The following is a 1473-nucleotide window of genomic DNA, read 5'->3' on the forward strand; positions in this document are numbered from 1 at the left end:
TCGCCGTCCGTTACGAAGCCACCGTCACCATCGCCGCGATCAACCAATGGCTATGACCCTTACCAAACACGGCCTAGTAGTGCATGTATCGAAAGTCCTGGTGGTCGGCGTGGCACTGCCTAAAATGACATGCGGTCTTCGCTCGGTCGTGCTGGGGTCAATCGCTATGAATGATTATTTCCCTGACGAAGCCGACTTGACGGACAGGATGGAACGGACCCTGGCGGAACACGCCTGTCATCTGCACCGGAGTATGCCCGGTGCGACTGTCGCAGAGACCGGCGACCTCCTGGTTGCAGACAGCGGCCTGGACGACGACACGTTCAACATCGTCGCTGCGGCCCGCTTCACCGCCGCCGACGCTACAGCCCGCATCGCCGAGACCGTCGGGACACTGGCCGGCACCGGCCGCAGTTTCTCCTGGTGGGTGGGTCCTGCCTCGACACCGGCAGACCTCCCTGCCCGCCTGACGGCGGCCGGTCTGCCGGTGTCCGAACGTGAGACGGCGATGTGGGCCGAGCTGGACGGCACCCTGCCGCCTCCCGCTGCCCCGGGTCTGGGCATCCGGACGGTCACCACGCCCGAGCAGCTCGCCGACTACGCCACGGTCCTCGCCGCGAACTGGAATCCACCCGCTGAAACCGTCCGCGACTTCTTCGCCCGGGCCGCTTCGCAGGCGCTGGCCGCGACCTGCCCGGCCCGGTATCTGGTGGGCTACGTGGAGAACCGTCCGGTCTGCTCCGCCGAGGTGTTCCACCACGCGGGAGTCGCTGGCATCTACAACATCTCCACCCTGGCCGCCCACCGCCGACGCGGCTACGGCGGAGCCATCACGCTCGCGGCCCTCCGCACGGCCCGCGAGCGAGAGCACCGCATCGCGGTCCTGCAGGCGTCGGCCGACGGCGAGCCCGTCTACCGCCGCCTGGGGTTCCGTACCTGCGGCCAGTTCATCGAACACGCCATCAACGCCTGAACCGCCAAGACTTTACGGGTGGCTGTCCGTCATCCCTATATGAGCTGGTCACAGCCACTCATTGCTGGCCGTTACGAGGACAGTGGCCTCGTAGCGGCCAGCCCGAGCCGGCCGCCGATGCGCGCGGGTCCACACCGCCTCTTGGCCCGAAGGTGCAGCACCTTGCGCTCCACCGGCGCCGGCGTGCGCCGTGGTGACCGCCGTGGGCGGCTGGACCGGTCGACCATCCCGGCCATGCCCTCGGCCCGGTAGCGGTCGGCCCACCGCTTCGCTGTGGTCGGGCTGACCTGGAAAAGCTCCGCTTCCCGGCGCAGCGGCCAGCCATCGTCCACAACGCAGCGGGCCAGACGCAGCCTGCCGGTCTCCGACAACGGGGGATTACGGTGAGGCATGAGGACCTCCCTTGGGTCAGGTGCGGCTGCCTGTTCCGCACCGGGTTTGATGGAGACATCGAAACCTGGGAGGAACACCAGCGATGCCCGCACCGAAGAAGTACAACG

General features: G+C 67.8%; 1 protein-coding gene and 1 pseudogene. One reads left to right on the forward strand and one right to left on the reverse strand.

Annotated features, from left to right (window positions below; genetic code table 11):
- Positions 1-52: 52 nt before the first annotated feature.
- The gene (locus B0E53_RS36470) at positions 53-973 is read left to right on the forward strand and encodes a GNAT family N-acetyltransferase (RefSeq protein ID WP_210406369.1); all 921 of its coding nucleotides are present in this window, start codon (positions 53-55) and stop codon (positions 971-973) included.
- A 98-nt stretch (positions 974-1071) separates the two neighbouring features.
- On the opposite strand, the pseudogene B0E53_RS36475 reads toward B0E53_RS36470, so the two are convergent.
- Positions 1072-1365: pseudogene (locus B0E53_RS36475) on the reverse strand (leucine zipper domain-containing protein); the annotation flags it as partial.
- Between the last annotated feature and the right edge of the window lie 108 nt (positions 1366-1473).

It is taken from the genome of Micromonospora sp. MH33, from assembly GCF_003013775.1.
GTDB classification, from domain to species: Bacteria; Actinomycetota; Actinomycetes; order Mycobacteriales; family Micromonosporaceae; genus Micromonospora; species Micromonospora fulviviridis.

Bases quoted from the DNA above. Each gene is read 5' to 3' on its own strand.
- B0E53_RS36470 (WP_210406369.1), top strand. From the start codon at position 53: ATGACCCTTACCAAACACGGCCTAGTAGTGCATGTATCGAAAGTCCTG.